Below are 24,378 nucleotides of genomic sequence, written 5' to 3'. Positions count from 1 at the left end.
TGTGCCTCTATTTCTGTGGGGTTCTGTTTGTGAATGCTGCTGTGCAGGGTGGGTGGTGGCTGATTGGCCCGGAACGCGTTTAGAGCACGCGACCCAGGAATTCTTTGGTGCGCGGGTGCTTCGGCGAACCGAAGACCTGCTCGGGGGGACCGACTTCGAGGACGTGCCCGGCGTCGATGAACACGATCCGGTCGGCGACCTCGCGGGCGAATCCGATCTCGTGGGTCACGATGATGAGCGTCGTGCCGAGTTTGGCCAGGTCTCGGATCACGTCCAGGACCTCTCCGACGAGCTCGGGATCGAGCGCCGATGTCGGTTCGTCGAAGAGCAGCACCTTGGGCTGCAGGGCCAGGGCCCGCGCTATCGCGACGCGCTGCTGCTGGCCGCCGGAGAGTTGGCGGGGATAGGCGTCCGGCTTGTCGGCGAGGCCCACCTTCGCGAGGAGTCCGAGGGCGAGTTCGCGGGCATCCGACTTGCCCAGGCGCCCGAGAGCGACGGGAGCGACGGCGATGTTCTCTGCGGCCGTGAGGTGCGGGAAGAGGTTGAAATTCTGGAAGACGACGCCAACGTTGGTGCGCCGCTTCAGGATCTCGCGTTCCTTCAGCTCGAAGAGCCGGTCACCGCGCTGCTCGTACCCGATGAGCTCGCCGTCCACGGTGACCCAGCCCCTGTCGACGCTCTCGAGGTGGTTGATTGTGCGGAGCAGGGTGGACTTGCCGGACCCCGACGGCCCGAGGATCGCGACGACCTCCCCGGGCTGCACGGTCAGGTTCACGTCGTGCAGGACTTCGTGGCCGGCGTAGCTCTTGGAGACGCCGCGAATTTCGACGAGGCCGCGGGTCGCCGGTGCGGTCAGCGTGCCGGAGGCCTGGGTTACTGCGATGCTCATGATCCGTTTCCGCCGATCCGGGTGGTGGGTGCTTCGGGTGTTTCGGGTTTCTCGTCGTGCCGCGCCCATTGGGTCTTCACCCAGCCGCGTGCCGCCTGGATGGGCGTCGGCGGAACCACTCTGAGGGCACCTCTGGCGAAGTGGCGCTCCACATAGAACTGGGCGACGCTCAGCACGGTGGTGAAGATGATGTACCAGACCACCGAGACCAGCAGCAGCGGGATCACCTGCTGGTTGCGGTTGTAGATCACCTGGGTTACGTAGAAGAGTTCGCCGAGGGCGATGACCGACACGATCGAGGTGCCCTTGATCAGGCCGATGATCTCGTTGAAGGCGTTCGGGAGAATCGCCCGGGCGGCCTGCGGCAGGATGATCCGCAACACCCGTACGTGCCGGGGGAGTCCGAGGGCGGCAGCGGCTTCCAGCTGGCCCTGGTCGACCGAGAGGATGCCGCCGCGGATGATCTCGGCGGAGTACGCCGCCTGGTTGAGCGAGAGTCCGAGCACCGCGGCAGCGAACTGGCTGACCAGGGTCACGGTGTCGAAGCTCCAGAAGTAGTTGTCGGTGAACGGGACGCCGAGCCCGAGGCGCGGGTACAGGTAGCCGAGGTTGTACCAGACGAGCAACTGGACGAGCAGCGGAACCGAGCGGAAGAACCAGATGAACGACCAGGACACGCTGTTCAGGATCGGCGACTTCGACAGCCGGGCGAGGGCGAGCAGTGTGCCGAGGACGAACCCGATCGTCCCGGAGACGACCGTGAGGGCGAGTGTCAGCTGGATGCCCTTGATAATCGCCGGTGCGAAGAAGTAGGTCGCGAAGATCGGCCAGCCGTATTTGTCGTTCGTGGCGAGGCTCCAGAGGAACTGCAGCACGACGAAGAGCACGAGGGCGCCGAAGATCCAGCGCACAACGTGGCGGGTGTGCACGACCTTGAGGGCGGCGAAATCGGGCGACTTCCGGTTCACGACCTGGTTCACGTCTCGGCGAGAAGCGGACGAGTCCTCGGTCGGCGCCGCCGACCGGTGTTCCTTCACGGTGTCCGTCATGGTCTCAGTCGCTTTCGGGGATCAGTGCGACGAAGCGCGGGTTGTCAGCGTGTTCGCGCCGGATGGCTGCATGGTGCGCCGCCGTGATGCCGGCAACGTCGAGTTCCTGGGCGTCGAGGCTCTTCGCGAAGGCGTGGATGACCACCTCATCGGGGGTGAGCGCGGTGTCGAAGAGCGGCGTGTAGCCGGTGACGAGGTAGAGGTTCTTCGCTTCGGGCTGGCGGGGGCCTGTCGTCAGGAACACCCGGTCGTAGCCGCGCCTGGCGGACTCGGCTTCGAGTTCGGCGACGACGAGCCGGGCCAGGCCCTGACGCCGATGGGTCGCGGCGGTCCAGATGCGCTTGAGCTCTGCGGTGCGCTCGTCGAACCGTTTGAACGCGCCACCGGCGATCGGGATGCCGTCGCGCACCAGCACGACGAAGGCTCCGTCGGGCGCCGCGAAGGCGTCGACCGGGTACCGGGAGATCTCGGTGGAAGCACTCTCGCCGAAGTATGAGCCGTACCGGGAGTGGTACTCCGCGGCGAGGTCCGTCAGCAGCGGCTGGGCGAGCGGGTCGTCGGCGGCGACGTAGACGAAGGTGTCTCGCGTGGTGGTGGTGCCGGCAAATTCGATGCTCACGGGGTGCCTTCCTTTCTCGTGGGTGGCGGTGGGAAGCGATGGGGAGCCAGGAAGCGGGACGACCCCGCTGGAGTTGAAACCTAAGGGGGTCTCCGAAGCGGCGCCAACGCATCCGCTTCACAATTCGTCACCTCGTCACGGCGCGACACATTGGGCGGGATTTGTCGCCGTCGAGACGACTCTTGTGTCATGAGCGACTCCAGAGGCACTGACCCCACGGGACCCGACCGCGCCCCGGCCATCGCGATCATCGGCGGCGGGCCCCGCGGATCCGGCGTGCTCGAACGCCTCGCGGCAAACCTCGACGAAACGTGGGGGAGGGACCGGCCCCTGGTCGTGCACGTGATCGACCCGTTCCCACCCGGAGCCGGCCGGATCTGGCGGCACGACCAATCCCCGCTGCTCAAACTGAATTCCCTCGCCGAGGACGTCACGATGTTCACCGACGAGACGTCGGTCATCGAGGGCCCGATTCTGCCCGGACCATCCCTGATCGAGTGGGCCGCCGGCGTCAGGGCCGGAACGATCGAGATCCCCGCGATCGACGGTGCCGGAAAGGACGGTGCCGGAAAGGACGGTGCCGGCGAGATCGATGCGGTCCTCGCCGCCGAGATCGCCGGCCTCACCGGGGCGAGCTTCCCGACCCGTCGCCTGCAGAGCCTCTATCTCGCCTGGTTCCATGAGGAGGCCGCCGCCGCACTGGGGCCGAACGTGACCGTCGAGTCCCACCGGGCCACCGCCATCCGGGTCGACGACATCGACGACGCCGCCGGCCAGATCGTGGTCCTCTCGACCGGGGTCACCCTGAACGTCGATCTCGTGCTCTACTCCCTCGGTCACAACGGTGCCGACCCGTCCCCAGAGCACGCGGCCCTCACCGAATTCGCCCGCCGTCATGACCGCTACTACCTGCCGCCCGCCTTCACGGCGGATGCCGACACGAGCGCGCTCGAGCCAGGCGAGCGGGTCATCGTGCGCGGCTTCGGCCTGGCCGCGGTGGACCTCACCGTGCTCCTGACCGAGGGCAGGGGCGGCCGCTTCACCCGGCTGCCCGATGGGCGGCTGCACTACGCGCCGTCCGGGCTCGAACCCCGGGTACTGATCGGGTCGCGCAGGGGAGTGCCGTACCACTCCAAGATCAGCTCGACCATCGTCGGGGAGCCACCGGTTCCCCGGTTCTTCACGCCCGACGTTGCCGCGGCCCTCGACAGGGACAGCTCGAGCCTCGACTTCACGAGCGATGTCTGGCCACTGATAGCGCAGGAAATGGTCTGGGGATACTACCGGGAGCTTTTCACCGGACACCCCGAGCGGGTGTCCGCGTCCTGGGCGGACTTCTCCGACCGTTTCGACGCGATCGACCCGAGGGCGCTGCCGGTCGCCGCCGCACGGCCGGAACGGTCAGGGGAACGTGCGGCGAGTCATCCGCTCACCGAGTGGGGTGCCGACACGTTCCTCATCGAGCAGGATGCGGCACGCTTCCGCGCCCTCGTCGAGTCAACCGTCACCGACCCGATCGACCGGCTGTTCCTGCCCGACTTCGACCGTCCCCTCGACGGCCTTCGGTTCGAGTCGGTCGCCGAGCTCCAGGATGCCCTGCGCGACTATATCCGCCGCGATCTCACCCTCCGCACCACGCCGGAGCACAGCGCGACCTTCGCCCTGTTCATCGCCCTGCTCCGGAGCCTCTTCGCGCTTTCGGACATCATCGATTCACCGAAATGGAGCGCGCAGTCACGGGTGCGTGACATCCACGGCTGGTGGCTCGGCTACTTCAGTTTCATCGCGAGCGGTCCACCTGGCCACCGGCTCGAGGAACTCCTCGCGCTCTCCGAAGCCGGCATCGTCGAATTCCTCGGTGGCGACCTCTGGGTCGAGACCGACGAGGTGACGGGCCTGTTCCGGGCCGGAAGCGCGAACCTCGACCGGGTCGTCACGGCGACCGCACTCGTCGACGCGCGACTTCCCGACACCGTGGTCTCCGCGAGCGACAACCCGCTGCTCAGGTCGCTCCTCGACTCCGGCGCCGGTGTCGAGGAGCAGGCGACGGATGCCGGCTTCACCGGGAGCACGGGACGTCTCGCGGTGCGCCAGGCCGACACCCGGGTCCTGACGCCGGACGGAGACCACCACCCGCGACGATTCGCCATCGGGCCGTACACGAACTCGCCGTTCGTCGGCGCCTTCTCCCGCCCGCGCACGAATGCGATCTCCTTTCGCGAGAACGACAAGGTCGCCAGGGCGCTCCTGGTCCACCTCGACAGCCTCGTGGGCGACCCGGGGCGCACTCGGCTGCCGGCCGACCTGGCCGCGAGCACCCGATGATCCGGGCGCTGTGGGCGTTCCTGGCGAGTTGCCCGGTGCCGGCCGATGAGACTCTGCTTGCGACCTCGTCGCCCTATGTCCTGCGTCTCGTTGATGACGGCGTCGCCCCCTTCGACAGAAAGGACGAGCTCACCACCTGAATTGCACCGCGGCGTGCCCGAGAGGACGAAGGGACCGGTTTCATATTCCGGTAATCGCAGGTTCGAATCCTGCCGTCGCGTCACGACCCGTCGACGCTAGGCACTGGCGCGCGATAATGCCAGCGATCACGCATTCTTTACGACATGTTTCCGTCCGCGACGGGATGTGTCGGCCAGGACCCCGGCCCGAATCGACCCGGCCTAGCGTCGACCCATGACGAATCACACCTCCCCGGCGTTCGACGCCGACTGGTCGGAGCGCGACGGCCACCTCGTGCTCGGTGCGATGGTGCGCACCCTGGGGTCCTTCCCGTCCGGTTGGAGGTATCCCGGTGCGCACAACGACCCTTCGACCGATCCCCGCGCGCTCAAGCGCCTCGCGCTCGCCGCGGAGAAGGCCGGCTTCGACTACCTGTTCCTCGGTGACTGGCTCGCGACGGATCCGGAGCTCGAGTTCTCGGACCCGCACCTGCTCTCCCGCGTCGACTCGATGAGCACAGCGGCTTACCTCGCGGCGATCACGCGACGGATCGGTCTGGTCGGAACAGTGGAGACCGCCCACTCCGAGCCATACGCGACGGCCAGGGCCGCTGCGTCGATCGACCGGCTCAGCGGAGGGCGCTTCGGGCTGAACCTCACCGTCGGATCCGATGCCAAGGTCGAGGCGAATTTCGGGCCGCCCGGAGCCCGCACCCACCTCGACCGCTTCGACGTCGCAGACGAATACGTCACCGTGCTCCGCGGCCTCTGGGACACCTGGGGCGAGAACGCCTTCACCAGGAACGTCGCGAGCGCCGCCATCATCGACCGGTCCAGGGTCACGCCCCTTGAGCACGTCGGACCGGCCTTCGCGGTGGCCGGTCCCCTCAATGTGCAACGACCCGTCCAAGGCCATGTCCCGCTCGTCCACGCCGGCACCTCGCGTCGCGCCCAGCAGTTCGCGGCCGAGCAAGCCGACATCTACGTGGTCGCACCGACGAGCCTGGGCGACGCCGCCGAGTTCTATCACGACACCAAGGCCAGGGTCGAGGCGGCCGGCCGTGCGGCATCCGCCCTGACCATCGTCGCCCTCGTCCTTCCGATCGTCGGCGAGACGCGAGCGGATGCCTGGGCCGTCTACGACCGGCTCGTGGACCTGTTCCCTGTCGACGACGGCACCCCGGAAGCGGCGGACCTCGACCTGCCCGCCAACCGGAACATCCGGCACCTGCGCCAGGTCATCGGGCTTCCGCTCGTCGAGAGACGCTTCGACGAGGCCGTCACCCCCGGCACCGCGAGCCGTTTCACCGCGGCGGGCGCCCGTCTCGTCGACGTGGTCACCCGCCGCTCCGGTCGCACGATCGGCGGCAAGCGGCCGGTCACCTATCGGCACCTCCTCGTCGCCCACCTGATCAGGTCCCCGATCGTGGTCGGGTCGCCCGCCGATATCGCCGACCACCTCGAAACCTGGTTCCGGGCGAGTGCGGTCGACGGCTTCAACGTACTGAACGCCTTCCTGCACGAACAGTTCGAGACCTTCGCCCGTCTCGTCGTGCCCGAACTCCGCAGTCGCGGGCTCATCAGGGACGAGTACGAGGCCACCACTCTCCGCGGTCACCTCGGTTCTCCACTGCCGACCGCGCCATTGCCGGCGCTCGCCGCCGCGACCGCCCCCACCACCCGCACCGACTGAAGGACAACCATGACCGAATCACACGTGACCGAGACGCCGACCGAGACGCCGACCGAGACGCCGACCGAGACGCCGACCGAGACGCCGGCCAGGCCCCTCCGCGTCGTCGCCGTGTCCGGCAGCCTGCACGCGCCCTCGAAGACGACGGTTCTCCTCAAGGAAATCCTCGCCTCCGTCGGCCGGGAACTCCCTATCGCCGCGCATCTCATCGGCGTGCACGAGATCGGCGAGCAGTTCGCCGGCGCGTTGCGACGCGACCAGCTGCCCGCAACGATCGAGGCCGAACTCGACCGGATCGAGGGCGCCGACCTGCTCATCGTGGCGAGCCCGGTCTACCGGGCGTCGTTCACCGGACTGTTCAAGCACCTCTTCGACTTCGTCGACCAGTACGCCCTCGTCGACAAGCCGGTGCTGCTCGCGGCCACCGGGGGAGCGACCGCCACGCCCTGATCATCGAGCACCAGCTCCGCCCGCTGTTCGGATTCTTCCAGGCGCTCACCCTCCCGATCGGCGTCTACGCGAAGGATTCCGACTTCACCAACTACCGGGTCTCGAGCCTCGACCTGCAGGAGCGCATCGATCTCGCGGTCACACGCGCCCTGCCCTTGATTCGCAGCAGGCGGGAGAGCCTCGAAGCGGCTCTGTGACGCCGCTTTACCTTTCATGACCTGCCCGATTCCCTCACCGTGTTGCCGGACGCTAGATTGCCGGACATGACCTCCCCAGCCTCAGTTCCAGCATCAGCGCCCACGCCGTCCCCGTTCCGTCTCGGCTTCCTCGCGTTCGTCGAACACGGCGGTGTCGCCGGCGCCACGTCGCAGGGCCTGCAGGACGGAATCGACCTGTTTCGGCACGCCGACGAACTCGGTTTCGACACCGGCTGGGTGCGACACCGGCACCTCGAGAAGTACCTCTCCTCGCCGCTCACCTTCCTCTCGGTCGTCGCCCAGCACACCGAGGGCATCAGGCTCGGCACCTCCGTGACCCCGTTGCGGTTCGAGAACCCGGTGCGACTCGCCGAGGAGGCGGCCACCGCCGACCTCCTCACCGATGGACGCCTCGAGGTCGGCTTGAGCTCCGGCTACGCCCAGTCAGAAGGCATCTTCGGCCCCGTCTACGGTGCCATCACCGGCTCGCTCCGAGAAGAGGCGGATGCCCGGCTCGCCTCCTTCCGTTCGGCACTCCGCGGCGACACCCTCGCCATCGCCGACGCGAGCTTTCCCGCCTTCCCTGCCGGCACGCCACTCACTGCCCAGCCGCTGAGCCCGACCCTCTCCGACCGCCTCTATTACGGCGCAGGCGCGACCCCGAGCGCAGTGCGCACCGGCCAGCAGGGCCTCCGCCTGCAGCTCTCGACCCTCAACACGGAACCGAGCGAGCTTTCCTTCGAGGAAGCCCAGCTCGAGTCGATCACCGCGTACCGTGCCGCCCATGCCGCTGTCACCGAGCGACCGTCCTACGCACTCGTCGGACGTCAGGTGCTGCCGATCCTCGGCAGGGACGACGCTGACGAATTCGCCTGGCTGATCGAGCGCGACGAGGAGCGGCAGCGCGCCCACGGCACTCCCGGAGCCGCCCTGCCGTTCCAGTTCGGCAAGGTGCCTTCCGGCGATCCGGACGACATCATCGAGGCCCTCCTCGCCGACGTCGCCTTCCGTGGTTCCGACGAGCTCGTGATCGCCCTTCCCTTCGACCATCCGCCGGCGGGGTTGCACCGCATTCTCACGGCCGTGGCCGAACGCATCGCCCCCGCCCTCGGCTGGACGCCGCGCCGTTAGGCCCCATCCGCGAATACCCGGCCGCCCACACAGATCCGGGTGGCACTGTCAACCCCCTTTTGCCGGAACTGACAGCCCGTAGCGTGAAAGGACGCACAGCGACGTGCGCGCGAATCCCTCGGTTCGCGAGCTCAGCAAGGACAGCGCCATGAACACACTCAGCCTCACCCACTTTTCACAGCGCGGGCAGCGGCAGGGAGACGACAGTCATTCGTCGCTGCTCCTTGCTGATGCTCTCCGCTTCGCCAGGACGGCCTGCGCGGGGAAACGCGACGAGGCAGGGGAGGCGGCCATCGAGCATCCGCTTCGTGTGATGGCCGCACTGGCACGCGAGGACGAGAAAGTCGTCGCCCTGCTGCACGACACCTGCGCGTCGTCCGGCCCCGGCCTGGCCGGACTGCGCGGCTTCGTACCCAACCGGCTGCTGATGGCCGTCACTGCGCTTGGGCACGGCTTCGAGGAAACGGACGAGATCTCGTTCCGGTTCCTGCTCGCCGACCCGATCGCCCTCGCCGTGAAGCTCGCCTGCGTCGGAGACCTCACCGATCCGGGGCGGCTCGCCCGACTTGACCCGTTCACCCGTCGGCGCCGGGAAATCGCGGGTGCTGCCGCCGCGCGCGGACTCGGGACAACCCTCGACGCGATCCGCACTCCGTTCGCAACGCCGTGATCGCCGAATAACGGAGTACGCTCAGTTTTAGGGCATACTCCCCACTACGGGGGTGTCGCCCCGACCGTGAGGAGTGCACCATGGCGCACGCCACCGAGAATCGATGAGCTTTTCGGCGAGCACTTCTTCGCGACCAACTTCTGGCAGATGTGGCGCACGACGTTCGCCTTCCAGAACTGGCACTCCGCCGCCGAACTGCGTCGGTACTTCAAGCGCTTCATCCAGGAATTCGACCGGATCCACCTCCTGTCCGGCGTCAGCCGGACCACGTACAACCAATACGATTCGATGGTCGTGCCGACGTCGACTTCGCCGCGGCTCTGGAACCACGCCGGGCGACCCGGCTTCACCTCGAGAACGCCGAGGGGACATCCGCTCTCGACCTCGACGACAACACCTTCATCACAATCGGTTCGATCACTGACAAGAAGATGTCCGAGGCGACGGGCGAAGAGATCCTGACGGAGCTCGTGCACCAGCTCGGCTTCGAGGACATCCTCGACGAGGTGCTCGCGTCGACCGACGTGACAACGGTCATGATGCCGTATGCGTCAGCCCTCTTTAGCCGGCGCGTGCCGGAGGACCGGCCGAAGGTGCTCCCGGACGGCGCGGAGAACTTCGCCTTCCTCGGCCAGTTCACCCCACTACCCGAGGACGTCGTCTTCACGGTCGAGTACTCCGTGCACGGCGCCATGCAGGCGGTCTATACGCTCTTCGACGTCGAGAAGCCCATCCCGCCGATCTATCACGGGTTACTGGACCCGAAGGTCGACCTGCACGCGCTCGCAGCGGCGTTCCGGTAACCCGCTTCCCCCGCGTCCTGTGTCCGCGAGAGCCCGCCGCACCGCTACCCGACGGCGCGTTCGATCCCCGCCGCGGCGTAGATGGCATCGATGGCCGCCATGTTGCCGACGGAATCGTCCCCCTCGGTGAGGAGCGGCTCGCCGCTCGCAAGGCCGCGCACGACCGCATCGAGCTGGTGATCGTAGGTCTCGTTGCCGCGAACGGTGAGCCAGCGTTCGATTCCCCGGCTGACTTCGCGGATGCTGTGGCCGCGGGACGGGAAAACCATGTTGTCCACGTGCACGGTGCCCTCTGTCCCGACGATGTCGAACGAGGTGTCGAGGGAGTGCCCGCGATCATGCTCGAGGAGACCCGGGCGGTGACGCCGGAGGGGAACACCAGTGCGGCATCCATGCTCATGTCGGCCCCCAGCGGGTTCAGGGTGGCTACGGCGCTCGTGACGAGGGGTTCCTCGCCGGTGAGGGCCCGCACCCAGTGCAGCGGGTAACACCCGAGGTCCATCAACGAACCACCGCCGAGGGCCGGGATGTGCCGGATCGACGTCGGGTCGAAGGGGTTGCTGCCGGAGAATTCGCCGCGCAGGGACACGACGTCGCCGAGCCGGCCGGACGCGACAATGGCGTCGAGCTCGAGGCTGAGCGGGTGGTAGCGGTCGTGGAACGCCTCGATGAGACGCTGCCCCGTCTCGGCGGCCGCCTGGCGCATCAGCCCGGCCTGGGCGGCGTTCATCGCGAAGGGCTTTTCGCAGAGCACGTCCTTGCCGGCCTCGAGCGCTGCAATCGACCACTCGGCGTGCTCCGAGGGCGGCAGCGCGACATAGACGAGGTCGATCTCCGGGTCCGCAAGGAGTGCGCGGTAGTCGCCGTATGAGCGGTCGATGCCGTGTTCCTGCGCATAGGCGGCGGCAGCGGATGCCCGGCGCGAGGCGACCGCGGCGATCACGACATCGGTTCGTCGCCGGGCGGGGCGGATGATCGCGGACGGCGCGATGCCGGCGGCACCGAGGATTCCGATCCTGAGCATCAGCGCACCGACCCACGGGCCGCGACATTGCGGCGACTATTTGTTGCGTGTAGTGACATATTCGGGACACTACCATTGAGCAGCGGCCTGCCGCATCTCACGTGCCGCTATCGCTGGATCTGTCGAAGAATCGAATCGGAGGGGCTCGTGTCTGAACCCGTTTCCCCGGCCGGCCGCCGCCGCCTCGCGGTACTGGGGTCTCCCATCGGTCATTCGCGCTCGCCCCTGCTGCACACGACGGCGTACACCCTGCTCGGTCTCCCGTTCGACTATTCCCGGGCCGAGGTCCGCTCGGGCGAGCTGGCCTCGTGGCTCGTCTCCCTCGACGACAGCTGGCTCGGGCTCAGCCTCACCATGCCGCTCAAACGCGAGGTCGTCCCGCTGCTCGACACGACCTCGTCGCTCGTCGACGACCTCGGCGTCGCGAACACCGTGCTGTTCACGGCCGACAATGGCACGCGCCGGTTGCACGGCTTCAACACCGACGTCGACGGCATCGTCCGTACGGTTTCGACGCTGGACTCTGCTCGACCCTCCTCTGCCGCGATCCTCGGCGGTGGTGCGACGGCAGCCTCGGCACTTTACGCGGCTCACGCGCTCGGCGCGGGGGAGATCACGGTCTACCTGCGGGATCCCGCCAGGGCCACCGACCTGTCGGCCCTCGGCGACCAGCTCGGGGTCCCCGTGCGGGTTCGGCGGCTCGACGAGCTGGACGCGGCCGGCCCGCTCTCCTTCGTCATCAGCACGCTGCCGGGCGGGGTTGCGGACGGCCTCGACCTCCGGCCCCTTGACGCCGGTTCCATCCTCTTCGACGTGGCGTACGACCCGTGGCCGAGCCCGATCGCCGAGGGTTGGGGTGCCGCAGGCGGCGTCGTCTTCAGCGGGCTCGACATGCTCGTCGAGCAGGCGATCAGCCAGGTGCGCATCTTCACCGGCGGGAAACAGGACCAACCCCTGCACGGTGAGGCGGGCATCCGCGCTGCCATGCGGTCGGCCGTCGGCCTTGCGCCCGCGCACTCCCCGGCAGGGGAGAGGCCTCATGACCGGCGCGACGGCACGGTCCTCTGTGCGGATGCGCTCGATCGTGCTCGGCGAGGGCAGGCCGCAGATCTGCGTTCCGTTGGTCGGGGCGACGATCGCCGAACTCGCGGCGGCCGCCTCCGGACTCATCGCCGGGGACTATGACCTCGTCGAACTCCGGATCGACTTCTTCTCCGAATCGGATATCCCAGCGGCCGTCCGGGAAGCGATCGCCGTCGTGCGTGCTGCCCTTCCGGAGGGCGTCCCGGTGATCTTCACCTTCCGCACGAAACGGGAAGGCGGGCAGCGGGACATCCTCCCGGAGGCCTACGCCGACCTGCTCGGGCTGGCGATCGCCGCCGGGGTCGATGCGGTCGACGTCGAACTCTTCACCGAGCGGTCGTGCCTGCTCCGCATCGTGAGCGCGGCCCACGAGGCGGGCGTCCTCGTCGTGATGTCCTCGCACGACTTCGAGTCCACGCCGCCGCGGGCCGAGATTCTCGCACGCTTCGCGGAGCAGCAGGCACTCGGGGCGGATGTGCTCAAGCTCGCGGTGATGCCGTCGAGCCCGCGCGATGTCCTCACCCTGATGGACGCGACCGCCGAGTTCGTCGCCGAGCAGGCCCGGCGCCCGGTGATCGCGATGTCCATGGGGGGACTCGGCGTGGTGTCGAGGCTGGCCGGGGAGACCTTCGGTTCCTGTGTCACCTTCGGTTCCGTCGGAGCCTCGAGCGCCCCGGGCCAGATCGAGGCCAGCGAGTTGCGGGCCGTCCTGGACCTGGTGCACGGAGCCCGGTGACCGGGCCTGCTGAGCCCCGCCAGATCGCTGTGTGCTAGATCGCGGTGTCGTCGAGCTCGAGGGTCGATTCGCGTTCGCGGAAGATGTTCAGCTGGCGACGCCGGTACTCGGAAAACATGCTGCCCACCTCCGACGGTGCCAGGGTCTGGCCGTGCTCGGGTTCGTCGGCGTGCTTCAGGCTCTCGGTGTACGCGACGTTCTCGGTGCGCTCGGTGCGCTCGGTGTGCTCGGTGTGCTCGTAGTTCTCCGCGTGTTCGGACTTCTGCGGCAGGTCGGAGGATTCGTGGTTCATGGGGATACCCAATTCTTTCTCTGGGGTGAGTGTGGGGGAACTGCTGCGGCGGCGAGCGAACCGGGGACAACCGGCAGTGGTGCCGGGCGTTCCTGGTGAGCGCTCTCAGCGCGTGGTGTGGGCCGATGGGTGGCGCAGCGGATGATGTCGCGAACCGACGTGAGGCGAAGCCTGGAGTCGTTCCCGCATCAGTGGTCCTTCCGTGATGAAGCGGTTTCTCGGGTGCGGCAGTACGGCGGGTTACCGAACGGCCGACGGGGATCCTGAAGCACTTCATCGGGCGGAGGAGCTTTGGAGGAACGTTATGTGATTCACTCCGAGATGTCAACGGCCGGATATCGGCGATCCATGAGATATTTCTGAGTATCACCGTGTCTCAGGCGAGGTCTCTGTCGTGCGGGAATAGGAAACCCCCGATCGAGGTTGGGTACGATATCCATGCAAATGCATTGAAAATACTGCCCGAGAAAATGCAGTGAACACTCAGAGAGGCTGACCATGCAGTTCGGAATCTTTTCGGTCGGGGACCTGACAACCGACCCGACCACCGGCCGTACCCCGACCGAGCAGGAGCGCATCAAGGCGATCCTGACGATCGCCCAGAAGGTCGAAGAAGTCGGACTCGACGTGTTTGCAACCGGTGAGCACCACAATCCGCCCTTCGTGCCCTCGAGCCCGACCACGATGCTCGGCTACATCGCGGCCAAGACCGAGCGCATCATCCTCTCCACGGCGACGACCCTGATCACGACGAGTGACCCGGTCAAGATCGCCGAAGACTTCGCGATGCTCCAGCACGTCGCCGACGGCCGGGTGGACCTGACCCTCGGCCGCGGCAACACCGGCCCGGTCTACCCGTGGTTCGGCCAGGACATCCGCCAGGGCATTCCCCTCGCGCTCGAGAACTACGCGCTCCTGCGCCGGCTCTGGACCGAGGAATTCGTGGACTGGGAGGGCCAGTTCCGCACCCCGCTGCAGGGCTTCCAGTCGACGCCCCGCCCCCTGGACGGCGTCGCGCCGTTCGTCTGGCACGGCAGCATCCGCACCCCGGAGATCGCGGAGCAGGCCGCATTCTACGGCGACGGCTTCTTCGCCAACCACATCTTCTGGCCGGCCTCGCACACCGCGAAAATGGTCGGGTTCTATCGCCAGCGCTTCGAGCACTACGGCCACGGCACCGCCGAGCAGGCGATCGTCGGACTCGGCGGCCAGGTCTTCATGCGCAAGAACTCGCAGGACGCCGTGAAGGAGTTCCGCCCGTACTTCGACAACGCGCCCGTCTACGGCCACGGCCCGAGCCTCGAGGAATTCACCTCGCAGACGCCGCTCACCGTCGGCAGCCCGCAGGAAGTCATCGACCGCACTCTCGGCTTCCGGGACTACGTGGGCGACTACCAGCGCCAGCTGTTCCTGATGGACCACGCCGGACTGCCGCTCAAGACCGTTCTCGAACAGCTCGATCTGCTCGGTGAAGAGGTTGTGCCCGTGCTGCGCCGCGAGTTCGCGAAGAACCGTCCGGCAACGGTTCCGGATGCCCCCACCCACGCGTCGCTCGTTGCTGCGGCGGCCGCGGCTCCCGTCGGCGCATCCGTCGGCGCTCCGGTCGAGGTGGCCTAGCCATGACGGAACGCACCCGTACCATCGCCGTCGTCACCGCAGGACTCAGCCAGCCGTCCTCGACGAGGATGCTCGCCGACCGTCTTGCGGAGGCGACCTCCTCCCGCCTGGCCGAGAAAGGCATCCCCGCCGAGGTCAGGATCTTCGAACTGCGCGACGTCGCCCTCGACGTGATGAACAACATGCTCACCGGGTTCCCGAGCCCGAAGCTCGATGCGGTGATCGAAGCCGTGACCGGCGCGGACGGGCTCATCGCCGTCACCCCGATCTTCACGACCAGCGCGAGCGGCCTCTTCAAGTCGTTCTTCGACGTCATCGACAACCGGTCGCTGACCGACATGCCGACGGTCATCGCGGCGACGGCGGGCACCGCACGCCATTCCCTGGCCCTTGACTACGCCATCCGCCCGATGTTCACCTACCTGCACGCGGTCGTCGCCACCACCGCGGTGTTCGCCGCATCGGAGGACTGGGGAAGCGGCGCGGACACGGTCAAGACGCTGCCCGACCGCATCGACAGGGCGGCCGGGGAACTCGCGGCTCTCATCGCGGCATCCGATCGCTCGAATTCCGTGCGCGACCCGTTCACGATCGACGCGTCCTTCAGTCCGACGGGCGGATTCCAGCCCTCGATCTGACCGGTTCCCTGCGAGAATGGGGGAATGCCCGCACCTACCGCTCTCCCCGCTGATCCCGAGCTGCTCGCGCAACTCCTGCTCGCTCGTCGCGCGACCGCGTTCTTCGCGCACGAGCTCAACGGGTTGTCGAACGTCGACCTCGACGGCGACTCGCTGTTGCCCGGCTGGAGCCGCCGTCACGTGATCGCCCATGTCGCATATAACGCGAGGGGCATCGTACGACTCGTGACCTGGGCGCGCACCGACGTCGAAACGCCGATGTACGTCTCGAACGCGGCTCGCGACAGCGACATCGCCGCCGGGGCCGAGCTCGACCGCGACGCCCTGCGGACCCTCTTCGACGTCGCGACCATCCAGCTCGACGCCGCGTGGCGCCGGCTCACCCCCGAGACGTGGAGCCACCCGGTCCGGACCCCGAGCGGCCGGGAGATTGCCGTGTCCGAGACCGTGTGGATGCGCAACCAGGAACTCTGGGTGCACACGATCGACCTCGCGACCGGCGCATCCTTCGCCGACGTGCCGGTCGAGGTGCTCGATCGCCTGCTCACCGAGATCACCTCGGCCTGGGCGACCCGGGGTGACGGGGGAGACCTCGTGCTCTCCGTCACTGATTCCCACGACGAGCGCAGGTTCGGCGACCTCCATTCCGCGCATCCCATCGTCGTGTCCGGCAGCCTCGCTGGCCTCGTCCAGTGGGCGACCGGGCGTGGCGGTTCCGGCGTGGGTTCGAGCGCCGGGACTCCGGCCGACCCGCCTCGGTGGCTCTGAGCCCAGCTGAACGATCCTGCTGAACGATCGCGCTGAACGATCCCGCCGCGTGGCAGACTGGTACTCGAAGCAACGGGGGCTGACAGTGGACGATCCGCGCGCGAACATGCAGGACAACCGACTGATCGCCCTCGGCGCGCCGCGTGCCGACTGGACGAAGACACCCGGGCGCTCGCTCGGATTCTGGATCACCCTCGCCGGATTCGTCCTCGCTCTCGTGCTCCCGTTCTGGGGAGTCATCGCTGTCCTCGTCGGGCTCGCATACTCGATGCGCGCGCTCCGGGTCATGCCCGCCGGCGTGCACGGCCGGGGCCTGGTCCTGATCGCGCTGGGCGTCGCGGCCGTGACCGTCGTCGTCGTCGTGGCGCGCGGCATCCTCGGGGCCTGAACCTCTGGGCCTGTTCGCACTCCGTTCGCCGACCGCGTAACCGGGGGTTTCCCAGCATGAGGCGGGAATGAAACCCACGGCCTGACGTTGAGTTGAGTCAATAGCACTCAAGTTTCAAGATCAGGAGGTCTCGTGCCTACATTCTTCGGTCCCGCGGATTCCGGTAACGGTTCGTTCGACGAGTTCATCGCCCGCTACCTGCAGGGCCAGCAGGGTGCTGCACCCACAGGGCGCCCGATCGACATCACCCGGCTGCTCAACCGCCGCACCCACGAGGTGCTCGCCGAGGCCGCCCAGTACGCGGTCGAGCACGGGCACTCCCACGTCGACGTCCTGCACATTCTCCGGGTCCTCGTCCTGCGCGAACCGGCCGCCCAGGCGATCCGGAATACCGGCACAGACCCCGCGGCCCTCGCCCTGGCCGCCGAGCAGCGCCTGCCGGAGCGCTCCGCCCCGACCGGAGACGCGACGCCGGGACTCACCCCCTCCGCCCAGCGCGCCCTCCTCGACGCGCACCAGATCGCGCGCGCCTTCGGGTCGACCTACATCGACCCCGAACATCTCTTCTTCGCCTTCGTGGTGAACGAGGACTCCCCGGCCGGCCAGGTCCTCGCTGCGGCCGGCGTCACCCAGGAATCCCTGCAGGCCGGTGCACGCGAGCCGCAGGCGGATGCGACGGGCCAGGACCCTGCCCCGGCATCCGCTTCGGAAACGCCGATGCTCGACACCTACGGCACCGACCTCACGGCCCGGGCCCGCGACGGGAAACTCGACCCGGTGATCGGCCGTGCCGACGAGATCGAACAGACGATCGAGATCCTCTCCCGGCGCACCAAGAACAACCCGGTTCTGATCGGCGAGGCCGGCGTCGGCAAGACCGCCGTCGTCGAAGGGCTCGCGCAGGCCATCGTGGCGGGAACCGTGCCGGAGCAACTGCGCGGCAAGCGCGTCGTGGCACTCGACCTCGCGGCGATGGTCGCCGGGACCCGGTACCGCGGCGACTTCGAGGAACGCCTCGGTAAGACCATGGACGAGATCACCGCGCACAGCGGCGAGCTCGTGATCTTCATCGACGAGCTGCACACGGTCGTCGGCGCCGGCGGATCCGGCGACGGCGGCATGGACGCCGGAAACATCCTCAAGCCGCGGCTGGCTCGCGGTGAGCTGCACGTGATCGGCGCGACGACGCTCAAGGAGTACCGCAAGGTCGAGAAGGACCCGGCCCTCGAACGCCGTTTCCAGACCGTGCGGGTCGGCGAGCCGAGCATCGACGACGCGGTGAGCATCCTCGCGGGGCTGCGCGGCCGCTACGAAGAGCACCACGGCGTGCGCTACACCGACGAGGCGCTGCGTGCCGCCGTCGAGCTTTCCGCACGCTACGTGTCCGACCGGTTCCTGCCCGACAAGGCCATCGACCTGATCGACCAGGCCGGTGCCCGGCTGCGCCTGACCCTCGGCTCCCTGCCCGACCGTGAGGCCCTCGAGGCCCTGCGTGCGCGCGTGGTGACACTCGAGGAGGCGAAGAGCGCCGCCGTCCTCACCGAACAGTACGAGGAGGCCTCCCGGCTCCGGGACGAGATCGAGACGGTCCAGGCACAGCTGCAGCTCCAGGAAGACCCCGCCCAGGCCGTTGCAGCAGAGGCCGTCGTCGGCGAGGCCGAGATCGCCCGCGTCATTGCCCGCGCGACGGGCATACCCGTCGCCCGGCTCACCGCGGACGACCGTTCCCGCCTCGGCCTGCTCGAGGCCGAGCTGCACGAACGCGTCGTCGGACAGGACGACGCCGTCACGCTCATCGCCAAGGCGGTGCGCCGCAATCGCACGGGCATGAACGATGCCGGCCGACCCGTCGGCAGCTTCCTGTTCCTCGGGCCGACGGGCGTCGGTAAGACAGAGCTCGCCAAGGCCCTCGCTGAATCGTTGTTCGGCGACGAGCACGCGATGGTGCGCTTCGACATGAGCGAGTTCGGCGAACGGCACACCGTGAGCCGGCTCGTCGAGTCCCCTCCCGGCTACGTCGGCTACGACGAGGCCGGGCAGCTGACCGAGCGCGTGCGCAGGAACCCGTACTCGGTGATCCTGCTCGACGAGATCGAGAAGGCCCACCCCGACGTGTTCAACCTGCTGTTGCAGGTGCTCGACGACGGCCGCCTGACCGACGGCCAGGGTCGCACCGTCGACTTCCGGAACACGGTCATCATCATGACCTCCAACCTCGGCTCCGAATTCCTCGCCAGCCGGAGCGGCGCCCTCGGCTTCACCGCCCAGATCGATGGCGGGGCCGACAACGGCTTCGGCTCGGAGAAAGCGCTCCGCGACCGGGTGATGGGCAAGCTCCGCGAGGCGATGCGTCCGGAGTTCCTGAACCGGCTCGACGAGATCGTGCTGTTCCGCAAGCTCGACGCGCCGCAACTGCACGACATCGTGCGGATGCTGCTCGCCGGGACGCGCACCCGGCTCGCCGCCCAGGGCTTCGCCCTGACCGTGAGCGAGGACGCGATCGACTGGATCGCCACGCGGGGCTACGAACCCGAGTACGGTGCCCGGCCGCTCCGCCGCGTGATCCAGCGGGAACTCGACGACAAGATCGCCGACCTCCTCGTCGGCTCTGACCTGCTGGCGAGTACCGGAGTCGAAGTCTCGGTTGCTGACGGCGCACTCGTCGTCGCGGCCGCGGCATCCGCGCCGGCGCAGCCGCTGCCCCTGGCCGCGTAAGGAGTCGCTGCGGAGTCGCCGCCAGGCTGGTTCAGCCCCTGGCGGCGATCCCGGCGGCGATCTCCGCGGCGATCTCCGTGTCGGAGCGGGCATTGAACACACCCCACATGATGTGCGTCGGGCCGCTGCCGTCGCTTCCGGGGGCCGCGGCCCGCGCGGTCCACCGGTTGGCGATGGCGGCGCGACCGAGGTCCCCGAGGGAGTCGGCGATCCGGGCCTTCCGGAGTTTTCCGGCCACGACACTGCCGTCCTCGGCGAGTCGCCAGCCGCGATCGCTCGCGAGCACGCGTCCGATCTCCTCCTCGGTGAGCCAGCGCGAAAAACTGCGACCGGGCGGGTCGATATCGGTGAGTTTCATGCTCGAAACTGTACCCAGCTTTCCGGGTAAGCGATTGAGAACCCCAACTGGTCAATCACAGCGATGACGGCTGTTGGACAGATCAGTGGTCCTGGAGGAGGCTGAAGTCATGGAATACACACACCTCGGTCGCTCTGGTCTTTCCGTCTCCCGACTGTGCCTCGGCACCATGAACTTCGGGCCGCTCACGCCGGAACCGGAGGCGCACTCCATCATGGACTCGGCGCTCGCCTCGGGAATCAACTACTTCGACACGGCGAACGTCTATGGCGGCGACCTCGGGCCCGGGGCCACCGAGTCCCTCGTCGGCCGGTGGTTCGCGCGCGGCGGCGATCGCCGGGAGCGGACCGTGCTCGCCACCAAGCTCTACGGGACGACCTCGGACTGGCCGAACAACGGCAGGCTCTCGGCCCTCAACATCCGCCGGGCCCTCGACGCGAGCCTCCGGCGACTGCAGACGGATTACATCGACATCTACCAGTTCCACCACATCGACAGGGAGACGCCCTGGGACGAGATCTGGCAGGCCATGGAGACGGCCGTCGCCCAGGGAAAGATCCTCTACGCGGGCAGCAGCAACTTCGCCGGCTGGCACATCGCCACGGCCCAGGCGGAAGCGCGACGTCGCAACTTCACCGGCCTGGTGAGTGAGCAGTCGATCTACAACCTCCTCACCCGGGACCTCGAGCTCGAAGTGCTCCCGGCGGCGCGAGCGAACGGGCTCGGTGTGATCGCCTGGTCCCCGCTGCAGGGCGGCCTCCTCGGGGGAGTGCTCGGCAAGGAGCGCGACGGCAGACGGCGCCTCGAAGGGCGCTCTGCCGAGACGCTTGCCGCGCACCGACCGGCCATCCAGGCCTTCGAGGACTTCGCCGCAGACCTGGGGCACGAGCCGGGAGACGTGGCCCTGGCCTGGCTCCTGCACCAGCCGGGAGTGACGGCGCCGATCATCGGGCCGCGCACCCAGGCCCAGCTCGACGACGGTCTCCGGGCGCTCGACGTCACCCTCGATGCCGCAGCTCTGGCCCGTCTCGATGAGATCTTCCCCGGGCACAAGCCGGCCCCTGAGGACTATGCCTGGTGACCAACCCCGCAACAGGTCCCGCAACAGATCCCGCAACAGATCCCGCAACGAATCCCGCAACGAACACTGCAGAACCGCCAGCCCCGTCAACCGCTCAACGAAGGAAGCCATGCCGACCCGAATGATGCAAACCCGAATGATCGCCGACCGAACCGTGAGCGCGATCGGACTCGGCGGAATGCCGATGTCGATTGAAGGACGACCGGATGCGGCCAGGTCCGTCGCGACGATCCACGCGGCCCTCGACGAGGGCGTGACCCTGTTCGACACCGCGGACGCGTACCACCTGCACTGCGCGACGAGGTCGGCCACAACGAAACCCTCATCGCAGGAGCGATCGCGTCGTGGGGCGGGGACACCAGCGACCTGCTCGTCGCGACGAAGGGCGGGCACCTGCGCCCCGGTGACGGCACCTGGTATGTCGACGGCCGCCCTGAACACCTCAAGAAGGCCGCGGAGGCCTCACTCGCGCGGCTCGGCGGCGACGCGATCGGCCTCTATCAGTTCCACCGGCCGGACCCGGCGGTGCCGTACGCCGATTCCATCGGGGCGCTCGTCGAGCTCCTCGACGCCGGCACGATCCGCCTCGCCGGCATCTCCAATGCGAACGTCGATCAGATCCGGCTCGCCCGCGAACTGCTCGGCGGGCGCCTCGCGAGCGTGCAGAACCAGTTCTCTCCTGCGTTCCGCAGCAGCGAACCGGAGCTCGAGCTCTGCACCGAACTCGGAATCGCCTTCATCCCCTGGAGCCCGCTCGGTGGGATCTCCTCTGCGTCCCGGCTCGGCGAACGCTTCGCGCCGTTCCAGCAGGTAGCAGCAGACCGAGGGGTCAGCCCGCAGGTCGTCTGCCTGGCCTGGCACCTCGCGAAGTCCCCTGTGGTCATCCCAATCCCCGGCGCCTCGCGGCCGGAGAGCATCCGGGATTCGGTTCACGCTGCCGGCATCACGCTCACGACTGAGGAACTGGCGCTGCTGGGCTGATCCCCGCGAGCTGGGTGAGGAACGCCGTGGCGGCCGGGCTGGGCTCGTCCGCCACGGCGACCGCGGCCGTCCACGGCGGCATCGGATCCTCGATCTGAATGGCTCGCAAGAGGTCAGGGCGCTTCGCTGCGAAACTCTCCGGCACGATCGCGACACCGAGGTTGTAACCGACGAGGTCGAGCATCGGATGCACGTCGTTGACCTCGAGCGCGGCCCGGTAATCGAACCCGGCAGCAGCGAAACCGCGGCGGGCGAGGACGTGTGCGCCCCAGCCTGCGGGGAACCCGACGAGTGACTCGGCATGCAGGGATGCGAGGTCGACGGAGCCCCTGGCCGCGAACGCGTGATCGGGATGGCAGAGCACGATGAGCCGCTGCGTGCTGAGCGGACTGAGTCGGACGCCGGGAGTCTGGTCGCCGACCGAGACGACAAGGGCGACGTCCGTGCGGCCGTTCGCGACGCCCTCGATGAGCTCGAGCGATCCGGCGTGCCTGAGACGTACGTCGACCCCTGGATGCGTCATGCGGAAGCGGGCGAGCTCTCCCGGAAGGTCCACCGAGCCCAGGCACGGCTCGGCGCCGACGGTCAGGCTCCCCAGCATGAGGCCGCGCACAGCCGCAACGGCGTTCTGGGCCGCGGTGGCGCTCGCGAGCGTGCGCAACGCCTCGACCAGGAAGGCCTGTCCGGCGACCGAGAGTTCGACGCTGCGGGTGCTGCGGATGAAGAGTGACGTCCCGAGCTCGCTTTCGAGCGCCCGAACGGATGCCGACAGACCGGATTGTGAGATCTGCAGGATCTCGGCGGCCCGGGTGAAGTGGCGTTCCTCGGCGACGATCGCGAAATGTTCGAGCTGGCGGAGTTCCATTCAGCAAGGCTAGTGCCTCACGCGAGGCCATTCACAGGTGCGAGGACTGGATCCACCGCCTCGTCTTTTGCCGTTCCGGGGTCGATAATGTCTCGGAAGCGCGGGCCCGACGGCGGGCACGCCCCGGTCTGGAGGTCTCAGATGACAACGCTCAACCCCTATCTCTCGTTCCGTGATTCGGCCAGGGCGGCCATGGACCTGTACGAGTCGGTCTTCGGCGGCACGGTCACGCGCAGTACCTTCGCGGAGCTCCACGCCAGTGAGGATCCTGCGGAGGGCGACAAGATCATGCACTCCGCTTTGACGACGGACGGCGGGATGGTCCTGATGGCGGCGGACACACCGAACAGCATGGATCTGACACCGGGCACCACTATGTCGGTCTCGCTGAGCGGCGACGACGAGGCGGAACTGAGCGGCTACTTCGAAAAACTGTCTGCCGGCGGGACCGTACTCCAGCCGCTTGCGAAGGCGCCGTGGGGAGACAGCTTCGGGATGCTCGTGGACCCGTTCGGCGTGAGCTGGCTGGTCAACATCTCCGGATCGGGCAGCACAGCGCCCGAGTGACGTTCAGGCGCCGGGCTGGACGTCGAGGCTGATCGAGTCGTCTTCCGTGCCGTCGACAAGGCGCTGCAGGGCGTTGCGGACGAGGAGGCCGCGCATGGTGTCGCGGTGCGCCCGCGCCTTCGGCAGGAAGTGCGGCACGTACCCGTAGACGGCGTGGCTCTTCTTCGAGCCGAGGTACGGACCAGGGGGAGTGTCGGCGAGCGGTACGAACGGGATGCCCAGAAAGTCCCGCATCTTGCGCAGCGGGCGGTCGTCGACGATGGACACAATGTGCTTGATCCGGTGCACGAGCGCGGAGAGGTACATGGCGCGGTAGAGCTGCACGCTCACCGCTGCTTCGCCGCGACGGTAGTCGGGGAGGACGGCGACGGTGCCGATGTCCCAGATCTCGGTCGGATCGGTGATCGCGTGAAAGCGGAACGCCTCATCGAGTTCCAGATTGAACGGTTCCTGGGCGGCATCGTTGAGGCTCTTGAGTCCATGCGGGGAATCCTCGATGATCCGCAGCACCCCGCTCGGCGTGCCGGTGTCCCTGTCGATGGAGATGAAGAATGTGCTCGTGCCCTCGTACGCGCCGTACTCGTCCGTCATCTGCGCGGCATCGTTGCCGAACGTCGCCTCGAAGACAACACGTTCCACGTGCCGGCCGACGTTCGAAAACGGGCTCCGGCCGTCGACCTCGATCGCGACCAGCCGGTAGTGCTCCGGGAGGTCACGCGTGCGCGCGGCGAGCAGCCGCACGGTGAGGTCCTCGAGCTCGGCATCGCTCAGGTCGTATCGGGGGCTGAACACCTCGGCGCCGATCACGGTATCGGTGTCGCGGGTCGGCACTAAAACTCCTTGTATTCGGCGCTGGCACTGCCGAAGAAACGCGTGGTGTATTCGACGGCCACGAGGGGGTCGAACGGCTTGCAGGTGTAGATGTCGACACTGTAGAAGAGCACCGGTTGTTCCCACGCGTAGAAATGCGCCCCCGACGTTTCCCAGTGAGTCCACCCGGCCCAGCCGTACAGATCGCTGCGATGCGTGACCGGTTCGATCAGGCCTTTCATGTCGAGCACCGGGGCAAGCCCTGACAAGTAGTCCGTGATCTGCACTGCGCTGATCGGTTCGGCGGGGTAGGCCTCGATGACAAGACGCTGCCGGTAAATGGTTGGTGCAAGGTCGCGCATGAAAGCCATTCCCCCAGTGATGTGATCAAGAGCTTGGGGAAAGGAATCCCCGGCGGCAGCCGTTTCATCAGGGCGACATTGGAACCTGAGACTGAGCGGTGCTGCCTCACTGTACGCCCCCCAGACATCCATCGGGGTCCGAGGGCAC

27 protein-coding genes, 1 tRNA gene and 2 pseudogenes are annotated in these 24,378 nt (G+C 67.8%); 19 read left to right on the top strand and 11 right to left on the bottom strand.

The genetic code is table 11. From position 1 onward, the window contains the following. Window positions 1-79: 79 nt before the first annotated feature. Genes RGU41_RS09035 through RGU41_RS09025 form a run of 3 tightly spaced genes read right to left on the bottom strand, consistent with a single transcriptional unit; the run spans window position 80 to window position 2,557 of the window. Entirely contained in the window at window positions 80-889 is an 810-nt protein-coding gene (locus RGU41_RS09035) for an amino acid ABC transporter ATP-binding protein (RefSeq protein ID WP_322136058.1), read from the bottom strand. Further along, on the bottom strand, window positions 886-1,938 hold the full coding sequence (locus RGU41_RS09030; RefSeq protein ID WP_322136057.1) for an amino acid ABC transporter permease: 1,053 nt from the start codon (window positions 1,936-1,938) through the stop codon (window positions 886-888). The genes RGU41_RS09035 and RGU41_RS09030 overlap by 4 nt, the downstream gene beginning before the upstream one ends. A 4-nt stretch (window positions 1,939-1,942) precedes the next feature. Beyond that, window positions 1,943-2,557, bottom strand: a complete 615-nt coding sequence (locus tag RGU41_RS09025; protein ID WP_322136056.1) for a GNAT family N-acetyltransferase — start codon at window positions 2,555-2,557, stop codon at window positions 1,943-1,945. A 189-nt stretch (window positions 2,558-2,746) separates the two neighbouring features. Between RGU41_RS09025 and RGU41_RS09020 the strand changes: the two genes are divergently transcribed. The 7 genes from RGU41_RS09020 to RGU41_RS08990 all read left to right on the top strand — a co-directional run bounded on the left by RGU41_RS09020 (window position 2,747) and on the right by RGU41_RS08990 (window position 9,142). Beyond that, the gene (locus RGU41_RS09020; protein ID WP_322136055.1) at window positions 2,747-4,882 is read left to right on the top strand and encodes an FAD/NAD(P)-binding protein; all 2,136 of its coding nucleotides are present in this window, start codon (window positions 2,747-2,749) and stop codon (window positions 4,880-4,882) included. Further along, a complete protein-coding gene (locus RGU41_RS09015; RefSeq protein WP_322136054.1) occupies window positions 4,879-5,022 on the top strand; it encodes a hypothetical protein in 144 nt (47 codons plus the stop codon). The genes RGU41_RS09020 and RGU41_RS09015 overlap by 4 nt, the downstream gene beginning before the upstream one ends. Before the next feature lie 7 nt (window positions 5,023-5,029). After that, a tRNA-Met gene (locus RGU41_RS09010) sits at window positions 5,030-5,103 on the top strand. A gap of 133 nt (window positions 5,104-5,236) precedes the next feature. Next, window positions 5,237-6,694, top strand: a complete 1,458-nt coding sequence (locus RGU41_RS09005) for an NtaA/DmoA family FMN-dependent monooxygenase (RefSeq protein WP_134448835.1) — start codon at window positions 5,237-5,239, stop codon at window positions 6,692-6,694. Between the two features lie 9 nt (window positions 6,695-6,703). Then, the gene (locus tag RGU41_RS09000) at window positions 6,704-7,144 is read left to right on the top strand and encodes an NAD(P)H-dependent oxidoreductase (protein WP_322136053.1); all 441 of its coding nucleotides are present in this window, start codon (window positions 6,704-6,706) and stop codon (window positions 7,142-7,144) included. 263 nt (window positions 7,145-7,407) lie between these two features. Then, window positions 7,408-8,472 carry an LLM class flavin-dependent oxidoreductase gene (locus tag RGU41_RS08995; protein WP_322136052.1) on the top strand — a complete coding sequence of 355 codons (1,065 nt, stop codon included), beginning with the start codon at window positions 7,408-7,410 and terminating at the stop codon, window positions 8,470-8,472. 148 nt (window positions 8,473-8,620) lie between these two features. After that, entirely contained in the window at window positions 8,621-9,142 is a 522-nt protein-coding gene (locus RGU41_RS08990) for a phosphohydrolase (RefSeq protein ID WP_134448838.1), read from the top strand. A gap of 44 nt (window positions 9,143-9,186) precedes the next feature. Here RGU41_RS08990 and RGU41_RS08985 read toward each other — a convergent pair whose 3' ends face one another. After that, window positions 9,187-9,363: a hypothetical protein gene (locus tag RGU41_RS08985; protein ID WP_322137415.1), complete on the bottom strand. Its 177-nt coding sequence runs from the start codon at window positions 9,361-9,363 to the stop codon at window positions 9,187-9,189. Between RGU41_RS08985 and RGU41_RS20830 the strand changes: the two genes are divergently transcribed. Both RGU41_RS20830 and RGU41_RS20825 read left to right on the top strand, forming a co-directional pair. Beyond that, a complete protein-coding gene (locus RGU41_RS20830) occupies window positions 9,290-9,604 on the top strand; it encodes an oleate hydratase (RefSeq protein WP_347233218.1) in 315 nt (104 codons plus the stop codon). The two genes, RGU41_RS08985 and RGU41_RS20830, sit on opposite strands and share 74 nt — an antisense overlap. Then, complete coding sequence (locus tag RGU41_RS20825; protein ID WP_369125149.1) at window positions 9,544-9,945, top strand: oleate hydratase; 402 nt, start codon at window positions 9,544-9,546, stop codon at window positions 9,943-9,945. Before RGU41_RS20830 ends, RGU41_RS20825 begins: the two co-directional genes overlap by 61 nt. A 44-nt stretch (window positions 9,946-9,989) precedes the next feature. Here RGU41_RS20825 and RGU41_RS08975 read toward each other — a convergent pair whose 3' ends face one another. Continuing rightward, window positions 9,990-10,223 (bottom strand): hypothetical protein, encoded by a 234-nt coding sequence (locus RGU41_RS08975; RefSeq protein ID WP_322136050.1) that lies wholly within the window; start codon window positions 10,221-10,223, stop codon window positions 9,990-9,992. Window positions 10,224-10,303: 80 nt separating this feature from the next. Then, window positions 10,304-10,969: pseudogene (locus tag RGU41_RS20820) on the bottom strand (Gfo/Idh/MocA family protein); the annotation flags it as partial. A gap of 147 nt (window positions 10,970-11,116) precedes the next feature. On the opposite strand from RGU41_RS20820, the gene RGU41_RS08965 reads away from it, so the two are divergent. Both RGU41_RS08965 and aroD read left to right on the top strand, forming a co-directional pair. Further along, window positions 11,117-12,154: a shikimate dehydrogenase gene (locus RGU41_RS08965; protein WP_322136048.1), complete on the top strand. Its 1,038-nt coding sequence runs from the start codon at window positions 11,117-11,119 to the stop codon at window positions 12,152-12,154. Beyond that, entirely contained in the window at window positions 12,042-12,788 is a 747-nt protein-coding gene (gene aroD, locus RGU41_RS08960) for a type I 3-dehydroquinate dehydratase (protein WP_322136047.1), read from the top strand. The genes RGU41_RS08965 and aroD overlap by 113 nt, the downstream gene beginning before the upstream one ends. Before the next feature lie 34 nt (window positions 12,789-12,822). Here the strand turns inward: aroD and RGU41_RS08955 are convergent, their stop codons facing one another. Further along, on the bottom strand, window positions 12,823-13,080 hold the full coding sequence (locus RGU41_RS08955) for a hypothetical protein (RefSeq protein WP_134448844.1): 258 nt from the start codon (window positions 13,078-13,080) through the stop codon (window positions 12,823-12,825). Window positions 13,081-13,578: 498 nt separating this feature from the next. Between RGU41_RS08955 and RGU41_RS08950 the strand changes: the two genes are divergently transcribed. The 5 genes from RGU41_RS08950 (at window position 13,579) to RGU41_RS08930 (ending at window position 19,206) form a co-directional block, all read left to right on the top strand. Further along, window positions 13,579-14,697: an LLM class flavin-dependent oxidoreductase gene (locus tag RGU41_RS08950; protein ID WP_134448845.1), complete on the top strand. Its 1,119-nt coding sequence runs from the start codon at window positions 13,579-13,581 to the stop codon at window positions 14,695-14,697. Between the two features lie 2 nt (window positions 14,698-14,699). Continuing rightward, window positions 14,700-15,335 carry an FMN reductase gene (locus tag RGU41_RS08945; protein WP_134448846.1) on the top strand — a complete coding sequence of 212 codons (636 nt, stop codon included), beginning with the start codon at window positions 14,700-14,702 and terminating at the stop codon, window positions 15,333-15,335. A gap of 24 nt (window positions 15,336-15,359) precedes the next feature. Further along, window positions 15,360-16,103, top strand: a complete 744-nt coding sequence (locus RGU41_RS08940) for a maleylpyruvate isomerase family mycothiol-dependent enzyme (RefSeq protein WP_134559994.1) — start codon at window positions 15,360-15,362, stop codon at window positions 16,101-16,103. Window positions 16,104-16,209: 106 nt separating this feature from the next. Next, window positions 16,210-16,491: a hypothetical protein gene (locus tag RGU41_RS08935; RefSeq protein WP_322136046.1), complete on the top strand. Its 282-nt coding sequence runs from the start codon at window positions 16,210-16,212 to the stop codon at window positions 16,489-16,491. Between the two features lie 132 nt (window positions 16,492-16,623). After that, entirely contained in the window at window positions 16,624-19,206 is a 2,583-nt protein-coding gene (locus RGU41_RS08930) for an ATP-dependent Clp protease ATP-binding subunit (RefSeq protein ID WP_322136045.1), read from the top strand. Between the two features lie 31 nt (window positions 19,207-19,237). Here RGU41_RS08930 and RGU41_RS08925 read toward each other — a convergent pair whose 3' ends face one another. Next, a complete protein-coding gene (locus RGU41_RS08925) occupies window positions 19,238-19,564 on the bottom strand; it encodes a hypothetical protein (protein ID WP_134448850.1) in 327 nt (108 codons plus the stop codon). Between the two features lie 109 nt (window positions 19,565-19,673). Here RGU41_RS08925 and RGU41_RS08920 point away from each other — a divergent pair, with 109 nt between their 5' ends. Next, window positions 19,674-20,645, top strand: coding sequence for an aldo/keto reductase (locus tag RGU41_RS08920; protein WP_134448851.1), 972 nt, complete (start codon window positions 19,674-19,676; stop codon window positions 20,643-20,645). Window positions 20,646-20,769: 124 nt separating this feature from the next. Beyond that, window positions 20,770-21,626: pseudogene (locus tag RGU41_RS08915) on the top strand (aldo/keto reductase). Here the strand turns inward: RGU41_RS08915 and RGU41_RS08910 are convergent. Further along, a complete protein-coding gene (locus RGU41_RS08910) occupies window positions 21,595-22,491 on the bottom strand; it encodes a LysR family transcriptional regulator (RefSeq protein ID WP_322136044.1) in 897 nt (298 codons plus the stop codon). The pseudogene RGU41_RS08915 and the gene RGU41_RS08910 overlap by 32 nt on opposite strands. Before the next feature lie 141 nt (window positions 22,492-22,632). Here RGU41_RS08910 and RGU41_RS08905 point away from each other — a divergent pair, with 141 nt between their 5' ends. Then, the gene (locus RGU41_RS08905) at window positions 22,633-23,058 is read left to right on the top strand and encodes a VOC family protein (protein ID WP_134448853.1); all 426 of its coding nucleotides are present in this window, start codon (window positions 22,633-22,635) and stop codon (window positions 23,056-23,058) included. A 3-nt stretch (window positions 23,059-23,061) separates the two neighbouring features. Here RGU41_RS08905 and RGU41_RS08900 read toward each other — a convergent pair whose 3' ends face one another. Together RGU41_RS08900 and RGU41_RS08895 are read right to left on the bottom strand one after the other, a co-directional pair. After that, the gene (locus tag RGU41_RS08900; RefSeq protein ID WP_134560002.1) at window positions 23,062-23,889 is read right to left on the bottom strand and encodes a hypothetical protein; all 828 of its coding nucleotides are present in this window, start codon (window positions 23,887-23,889) and stop codon (window positions 23,062-23,064) included. Beyond that, window positions 23,889-24,230 (bottom strand): S-adenosylmethionine decarboxylase, encoded by a 342-nt coding sequence (locus RGU41_RS08895; RefSeq protein WP_198413440.1) that lies wholly within the window; start codon window positions 24,228-24,230, stop codon window positions 23,889-23,891. The genes RGU41_RS08900 and RGU41_RS08895 overlap by 1 nt, the downstream gene beginning before the upstream one ends. Window positions 24,231-24,378: the final 148 nt, after the last annotated feature.

The sequence above is a fragment of the Cryobacterium sp. 10C3 genome, from assembly GCF_034314285.1.
In the GTDB taxonomy this organism is placed as follows: domain Bacteria; phylum Actinomycetota; class Actinomycetes; order Actinomycetales; family Microbacteriaceae; genus Cryobacterium; species Cryobacterium glucosi.
The sequence above is the reverse complement of the archived record's forward strand: the minus strand, read 5'-3'. Positions and strand labels throughout refer to the sequence as shown.